This is a genomic window from Coleofasciculus sp. E1-EBD-02 (genome assembly GCF_040218245.1).
Classification (GTDB): Bacteria; Cyanobacteriota; Cyanobacteriia; order Cyanobacteriales; family Coleofasciculaceae; genus Coleofasciculus.
This window is the reverse complement of sequence record NZ_JAVJQN010000263.1, coordinates 1-7,049: the sequence shown is the minus strand read 5'-3', so window position 1 is coordinate 7,049 and position 7,049 is coordinate 1. Positions and strand designations below refer to the sequence as shown.

Annotated in this window: 4 protein-coding genes; all 4 read right to left on the bottom strand. The window is 47.2% G+C overall.

All coding sequences use genetic code 11. The features are described 5' to 3' along the window. Nucleotides 1-48: 48 nt before the first annotated feature. The 4 genes from RIC07_RS38085 to RIC07_RS38070 all read right to left on the bottom strand — a co-directional run bounded on the left by RIC07_RS38085 (nt 49) and on the right by RIC07_RS38070 (nt 6,481). Entirely contained in the window at nt 49-357 is a 309-nt protein-coding gene (locus tag RIC07_RS38085; protein ID WP_446399048.1) for a hypothetical protein, read from the bottom strand. A 773-nt stretch (nt 358-1,130) separates the two neighbouring features. After that, the gene (locus RIC07_RS38080; protein ID WP_446399047.1) at nt 1,131-1,577 is read right to left on the bottom strand and encodes a HetP family heterocyst commitment protein; all 447 of its coding nucleotides are present in this window, start codon (nt 1,575-1,577) and stop codon (nt 1,131-1,133) included. Nucleotides 1,578-1,627: 50 nt separating this feature from the next. Then, nucleotides 1,628-3,184: an HlyD family efflux transporter periplasmic adaptor subunit gene (locus RIC07_RS38075; RefSeq protein WP_446399046.1), complete on the bottom strand. Its 1,557-nt coding sequence runs from the start codon at nt 3,182-3,184 to the stop codon at nt 1,628-1,630. A 90-nt stretch (nt 3,185-3,274) separates the two neighbouring features. Next, on the bottom strand, nt 3,275-6,481 hold the full coding sequence (locus RIC07_RS38070; RefSeq protein WP_446399045.1) for a peptide cleavage/export ABC transporter: 3,207 nt from the start codon (nt 6,479-6,481) through the stop codon (nt 3,275-3,277). Nucleotides 6,482-7,049 lie beyond the last annotated feature (568 nt).

Below are 7,049 nucleotides of genomic sequence, written 5' to 3'. Positions count from 1 at the left end.
TGGAGCTACTCGTTTAATCTTGACTAATACTAGTAGCTCCTACCCGTATTAGCTTTGAGAGATGGAGGTTGCACCTGCCGAAGAGAAGTAGGGGTCGGTATAGGTGAAGGAGAAGGCTTCAGCATTAGAATTGTAGCCTTCGGCAGAGGCATCAGCTTCAGCTAAGGCGCTGTTCCCGTAAACCGTTGAAGAGGTGTATAAGTTCTTATTAACATAGACACGCTCATAGATGTTAATGTTGACATCCTTATCGATATCGGTATCGAATTCGAGTTCCTTAGGATCGTAGTAGTAACCACCAACAACTTTGTTGTCTTCGCTAACGACTTCGAGGTGATTGAGATCGGAAATGTTCATGGCTTTTCTCCTTGGTTTTGCAATAAACTTGTGGCAGAGTTATTTGCTTTTGCTGTTGTATTCAATATAGCTTGTACAAATTTAAAATACAAGGGTTTTTCAACTAATTACTGCCAAATTGGCAGAGCAATCAAAATAAAATTTTGGAGAAGTATTTTGGGTAAAAATATACATGAAAATGCCCCTAATTCTTATAGTTTTAGAATTAGGATTGCTCGGTAATGGGCTTTTTTATAAAATCTGTTGCTTGACAGCGATTCCTCTATTAGTTAAGTCTAGCTATGCCTCATAATATAAAGCCTTTCTAGCTTTGAGGATTTACTTCATCTACTCGATAATCGCTATAAACGAAATACAACTCGATTAATGTCGCTTCCGCTGGGACATCTGTCATTGCTCATTATTAGAACAGTAACTCTTGTTTGCCCTTCAATACAGAAGCCAACAATTTTGATATTACACTATCTTCAATGATAAAAACCCATTAAATTAAGTCCATGCTGCCATTTTGGCAGCAGGATTTATATCCTTTTCTAGAGAAACTAAAATGTGAATAATTCACTATTCCTAAAAAAAGACAACCCCTTTTTTTAAAGTTTTGATGAAGATTGCCTTTTTAAATATGAAGATTCAGTAAAGGAGATAGCTAGTTGGGAAAATGTACCGAACAGGTGAGCTAGAGCAAAAGGCAGGAAGCAGCAAGCCCTAAATAATAGCTGTAGGGGCACGGCAATGCCGTGCCCCTACAATAGACGGACGAGATGTATTAAACCTTAGCCTAACCGAGTTAAGCGGTTAAACAGAGACGATACGCCTGAAAACCAATCATCCGAAGGCGGTGCAGAATCTGAGATAAAGTCTTCTGGCTCAATTTCTAGGAAACCCTGCTGGTGATAGCCGCCTTTCATCGATAGCGTTTTGTGATCAACGACTTCTAAGTGATTCAGGTCAGCGATTTTGCAGGAGGACTTTCTGGTTGGTTGTCCTGGGTTCCCAGAGGTGTCCCCACTCTGAAGATTCTCTTGAGGCTTCTGGGAACTATGTTCTTTCCTCAATCGGTTGTAGGTACGGTAAGGAATATAGTATTGGGGATTGTGACCCGCAAAACGCAGCAGTAAAACACAAGCCCACGAATACTTCCCTTGGCGAATAGCGTCTATTATCTGCTCGAACTGTTCGGGATCGAGGGTTTTCTGGCGTTTGGCATTGATCGTTGGCATGTTATACGTCATGTCTATTCTTCTCTAAACTCAACAACATTTATCGACAATTAAAGGCTGATGCCACCTTCTTGCAGCTCCCGGAAGGGTTCTAGTAAGATATCGGCAATGCGGCGGCGGCGGATAATAATCTCAGCCGTGGCAGTTTGACCTGCCTTAAACTGAATCTGATCACCACCTTCGGTAACATGATTGCGGTCTAGCTCAACTTCGACTTGATAAACGACACCGAATTGTTCGTTGGCTTTACTGTCGGGAGAGATGTAGGTCACTTCGCCCGTCACGATGCCGTAATCTTGATAGGGGTAAGCATCAAACTTGACCTTCACGGGCATACCCACCTTAATGAAACCAGCATCGCGATTGGGTAAACTGGCTGAAAGTACCAACGGCTCACCTTTGGGTGCTATTTCCGCAACGGTTTGGCTGGGTTGCACCACCTCACCACTATGGTTAACGCTGAGGGATGAAACCACCCCATCCACCGGTGCATAGAGAAATTGCTGGTTGAGTTGGGCGTTAGCCCTAGCCAGCTGATTTTTATTGTCCGCAATCTTGGCTTTGAGTTGGGTCAACTCCATTTCCAGTTGCTGTATTCGCTCCTGTGCTTCAATCTGACTGCGGCGTACTTCGGTTTGCTTCTGGCTGAGTCCTGCCTGGAGTTGGTCAATTTCTGCTAGGGTCTGTTGTAACTCACCCTGAGCTTGAATCATCTGTAAGTCCAAATCCCGCAAAGTTTGCTGTGCCTGAAATAGCTGCTCTTGAGTACTCGTCCCCTCTTGCAGTTGACTTTGGATAATCGCACTTTGGCTGGCACGCAGACTCTGTTCAGCTTGAAACACCATTTCTGAAGAAATTGCCCCTTCTTCCAAGAGGGGTTTGAGGGTTTTGAGTCGTTCAGCTTGAGCTTCTGCTTCCGATTGCCGTCGAGCAAGGAGTTCATCGGCATGAGCGGTTAGAGGTTGCAGCCGTTGTTGTCTTTTGTGATGGAACGCCTTTTCGGTTTGCAATTGCGGCAACTTCTGCTTTAACACAGTTATCTTTGCCTTGGCTTGAGCTAAGGCAGCTTGTTGGGCTTGCACCTCTGCCTGGGCAATGCGTTGGCGGGTTTGAACCTCCAGACGGGTTCTCTCCATCAGTTCTTCTTTTTGGGTTAATTCGGTTTGCTGGGAATTGAGCAGTTGCTCTAAGCGCTCAACCTCAGTCACAGCAAGTTCGGTATCCAATTCCACTAAAACTTGCCCAGCTTTAATTAACTCCCCTTCTTCAACTTCAATATCAACAATCTTGCCAGACTGAACCGAGTGAATTTTATAGACATTGCCTTTTGGCACTAATCGTCCATGGGCTTTACCCACTTCATCAATGTGACCAAAGGTTGCCCAGGCACCAAATGCGATACAGAACGCTAACCCGCCCACCATCAGTCGCTGGGGAAACCCGGCTGGCGGCTGGTCAAGCATCGTCTGTAAAGCCGTTGACCATTTGACCGTCGGTGTTGAAGGTTCTGGAGATTTCTGCTCATCCGATTGTACTGAGGTGGCTGTACCTCCATACATTGATGCAGCCTGAGAAGGAGACAGTATCGACACAGTTGTTTTTTGCATAATTGTTAAATCCTAGATGTGGTGAGTTGGGCAACACTAATATTCTGTGGATATGAACTGATAGCATTTCTGGTCAGACTTCAAAACCCTTTACAGATCCAACTGCTGCTGTGCTAGATGGTAATAAAGACCTTGAAGCGCCATTAATTCCTGATGAGTCCCCTGTTCTACGAGAATGCCTCGGTCTAGAACCAGGATACGGTTGGCATTCCGCACAGTGGAGAGGCGATGAGCAATAATAAAGGTGGTGCGATCGCGGCTAATCCGGACTAGATTGTCCTGAAAGCGTCGCTCTGACTCAGTATCCAAGGAACTCGTCGCTTCATCCAGAATCAAAATCCGGGGGTTCCCCAACAAAGCACGAGCAATGGCAATTCGCTGCCGCTGTCCCCCGGAAAGCGTCGAACCCCGCTCTCCGACTTTGGTGTTGTATCCCAAGGGTAAGGCTTGAATAAACGCATGGGCTTCTGCCAACTTAGCCACTTCAACCACTTGCTCCAGAGTAAATTCCGGTCGATAGAGGCTAATATTTTCTAAAATCGTACCGGAGAAGAGGAAACAGTCTTGGGGCACTACGCCGAGTTGAGAACGTAACGATTGGGGTGAAACATGGCGGATATCGTGACCATCAATCGTGATTCGCCCAGACGTGGGGTGATAAAGTCCTTGCAGCAGTTTCACCAGCGTACTCTTACCCGAACCACTGCGTCCCACCAGGGCAACGGTTTCCCCAGCCTGAACCTCTAAGCTAATATTTTCCAGGGTATTGTGTTCCTCTTGTTCACCGTAACGGAACGTCACATTTTCCAAGGTCACATCCCCCCGGATTTGGGGTAGCGTCAGCATGGGTTGTTGAGGATGTTCCTCCGGCTGGGTGCCAAAGACATCGTTGAGCCGTTCCACAGACACCAGGATTTCTTGGAATCGATCCCACAGGGCGACCAGAGACAAAATCGGACTCGTCACTTTGCCGATGAGCATGTTGAAGGCGACAAACTGACCAATGGTAAGCTGATCCTGAATTACCAATGTCGCTCCGTACCACAGTAATGCCGTGCTGCCGAGGGTATTAAACAAACCACTGACTGCCTGCAAACCATTACTCAGATGAAACGCTTTAAACTGGGTATTTAACTGACTGGTGAAACGGTCTTCCCAGCGCCAGCGCACCTCTTGTTCGGCGGCGGTCGATTTAACGGTTGCTACCCCTGTCATCATTTCCACCAACAGGGAATTTTGCGCCGCGACTTCCTTAAACACTTCCCGCGACTTCTGGCGCAGAAACGGACTAGCAACCACTGTTAAGATGGCGATCGGCGGAATCGTGGCTAGCACCAGCAGGGTAAGCTGCCAGTTGTAGTAGAACATTAATCCCGCATAGACAAACACCATCAACACATCCAGCCAGGTACCAATGACTTGCTGAGTCAGGAACGCCTTAATTTTGCTGGTTTCCTGAACCCGGGTGATGATGTCCCCTACCTGACGGGATTCAAAAAACTTCAGGGGTAAGCTCAGGGTATGGTTAATGAAACCACTGATAAAGGTGAGACTCAAACGATTGGAATAATAGAACAGCAGATATCGTCGGGTGACACCGATACCAATACTCCAAACGCCAAAGATAACCAGTCCAATGGCAAAAACCTGTAGCGTGATTAAGCTTTTGTTGACCACCACCCGGTCGAGGATAATTTGGGTAAACAGGGGGGTAATCAGCCCAAAAACCTGGAGCAGCAATGACGCTAAGATAATCTGCAACAGGATAGAACGATGGGGCCACAGCAACCCCCAAAAGCGTTTCAGAGAGCGCTTTTCCTCGGGGGCGGCTGCCAGTTGGGCGGTTGGCTCTAACAGGAGTGCATAACCCGTCCAATTTGTCAAAAACTCTTGCCGGGGAACCAAGCGCTTGCCCATCGCCGGATCAGCCATGAGAACGCGATCGCCCTTCACCCGGTAAACGACGACATAGTGATCTCCCTGCCAGTGGGCAATCCAGGGATTTTTCTGCTGTTGCAGGCGACTCAAGGACGCCCGCACCGGCGTGGCTTTAAATCCCAAGGTTTGGGCGGCTTTGGTTAATCCTTTGAGCGAAGCCCCTGCCCGCCCCACGTCGGCTAACTCCCGCAGGGAGTTGAGACTAAACCGTTTCCCCCAATACCGCCCAATCATCGCCAAGCAAGCCGGTCCACAATCTGAGGAACTCTGCTGCTGAATGAAAGGGTAGCCGCGCCAAAACTGTCGTCCCCGATAACGTCCCGTTGTGGGTTGAGGAAAGGCGATGGGCTGGGTATCAGGGGACTCAAAAGAGGTGGGTTCCGGCTGGGGTTGGGGAACAGGGAGAGCCTGAGTCCGAGCTTTCTGAACCACGCTTCTCGGCGTTTTCGATGTTAGAGATGGATTGGGTTTGCTGCCATTGGTTGACTCGGGCTGAGCCTGGGCTAACACTGAAGCAATCCCTTGGGCAACTTGCCAATGCTCTAGGGGCAACCAGTAAACGGATAAATCAGTTTGGGCAACCCAATCCGTTGGGATAGGTTCCGGATGTCCCCAGCTTTCGCCAATAGTCGGGGGGAGACGGTGAGCATTAGATTCTGCTCCCTGAGGTTCTATTTCACCCCTCTGTAGCCAGAAGTGACCGGGTTGTTCTGTTGCTACATCCGCTAACGACTCACCTGCCCGAATCTGGATTTCTTCTATATATATAAGGAGTTGCTCGATCGCTAAATGACTTTGCGATCGCAGTTGGGTTAACGTTTTCCAGAAAATCAGGCGTTGCCTGTGTTGGGCTTGTTGTCGCCAGTGCGTTTCTAGCTCAGGGAACCGTTCTAACCAAGGTTGGAGTTGATCAAAGCGAATGCGAGCTATCCACCCTTCACTCGCCGCGATCGCTCGGTAAGGTAACGATTCATTGCACAACTGTTGATCAGCCCCCAATGAGTCTCCGGGTGTCTCAAGTACCTCAGCCGAAACCTCCCGCCCCTTAGAGGGATCAAAACCTAACAACCTGACCCGCCCTTGACCGATAATATGTAGATATGTATCGGAATATGTGCTATTATGTTCTCTATGAACAGAATGTTGCGGGTTGGGTTGTTGTATAATATTACTTAACAGTTCAAAACCAAGCTGGAGTTCAGAAAATTCAAAAGATTGGCTCAACTCTAGGGCAGTTGTGGAGTCGAGTAAACCTTGGCTTAACTGCTGAAGCACACAGCCGAAGATTTCGTCTAGTCCTTGGTAAGGAGAACTTAACGGGGTAGGATATTTTGTTAGTCCACCTGATACATTTTTCATGGACGCACACCTAAGATTGTCTAGTTCTAAGATCTGGTCAAACCAGAAACTTTTCACAATCTGTTACTATTGCTAAAGTAGGTACGCTCAGTTAAGTAACACTGGGTTTACCTACCTATATGAAGCTGTGTAGATTGCCGGAAATGTCGCTGTACTCAGATCGCGTGACTTGGAATTTGCTTAGATGACAGGGTAATAGGTATGTTTGTTATCTAAACAAAAAAAATTGTTATTCCTTTGAACTCGATGTCTAAGTTAGACTATTCAATCTAATCATACTAAGTCAAGTATTAAAGCTGAACTTTACAGAATCTTTATAAGCATCTTCACATAATTTTCATTAAGATTCTTATAGTGAAAGCGGGAGGCAGGGAAGCTGTCATGCACTTAGATCGTTGAGGCTGACGGGAAGACGGGGGGACGGGGAGCTCACAAGGGTAGGTTTTTTAAGATTGGGGTTCAGGTAAGACAAGGAAGACAGGTAGACCAGTAGATAAGGAAGAGTGAGAACGAAAAATAGGGCGTTTCGGCTTTTTACAGTTAGCTTGACCGAACCTAATTCTGTACG

What these genes read in the sequence shown, in the direction of transcription:
- RIC07_RS38075 (WP_446399046.1), bottom strand. Translation starts at nt 3,184, where the DNA reads ATGCAAAAAACAACTGTGTCGATACTGTCTCCTTCTCAGGCTGCATCA.
- RIC07_RS38085 (WP_446399048.1), bottom strand. Translation starts at nt 357, where the DNA reads ATGAACATTTCCGATCTCAATCACCTCGAAGTCGTTAGCGAAGACAAC.
- RIC07_RS38070 (WP_446399045.1), bottom strand. Translation starts at nt 6,481, where the DNA reads ATGAAAAATGTATCAGGTGGACTAACAAAATATCCTACCCCGTTAAGT.
- RIC07_RS38080 (WP_446399047.1), bottom strand. Translation starts at nt 1,577, where the DNA reads ATGCCAACGATCAATGCCAAACGCCAGAAAACCCTCGATCCCGAACAG.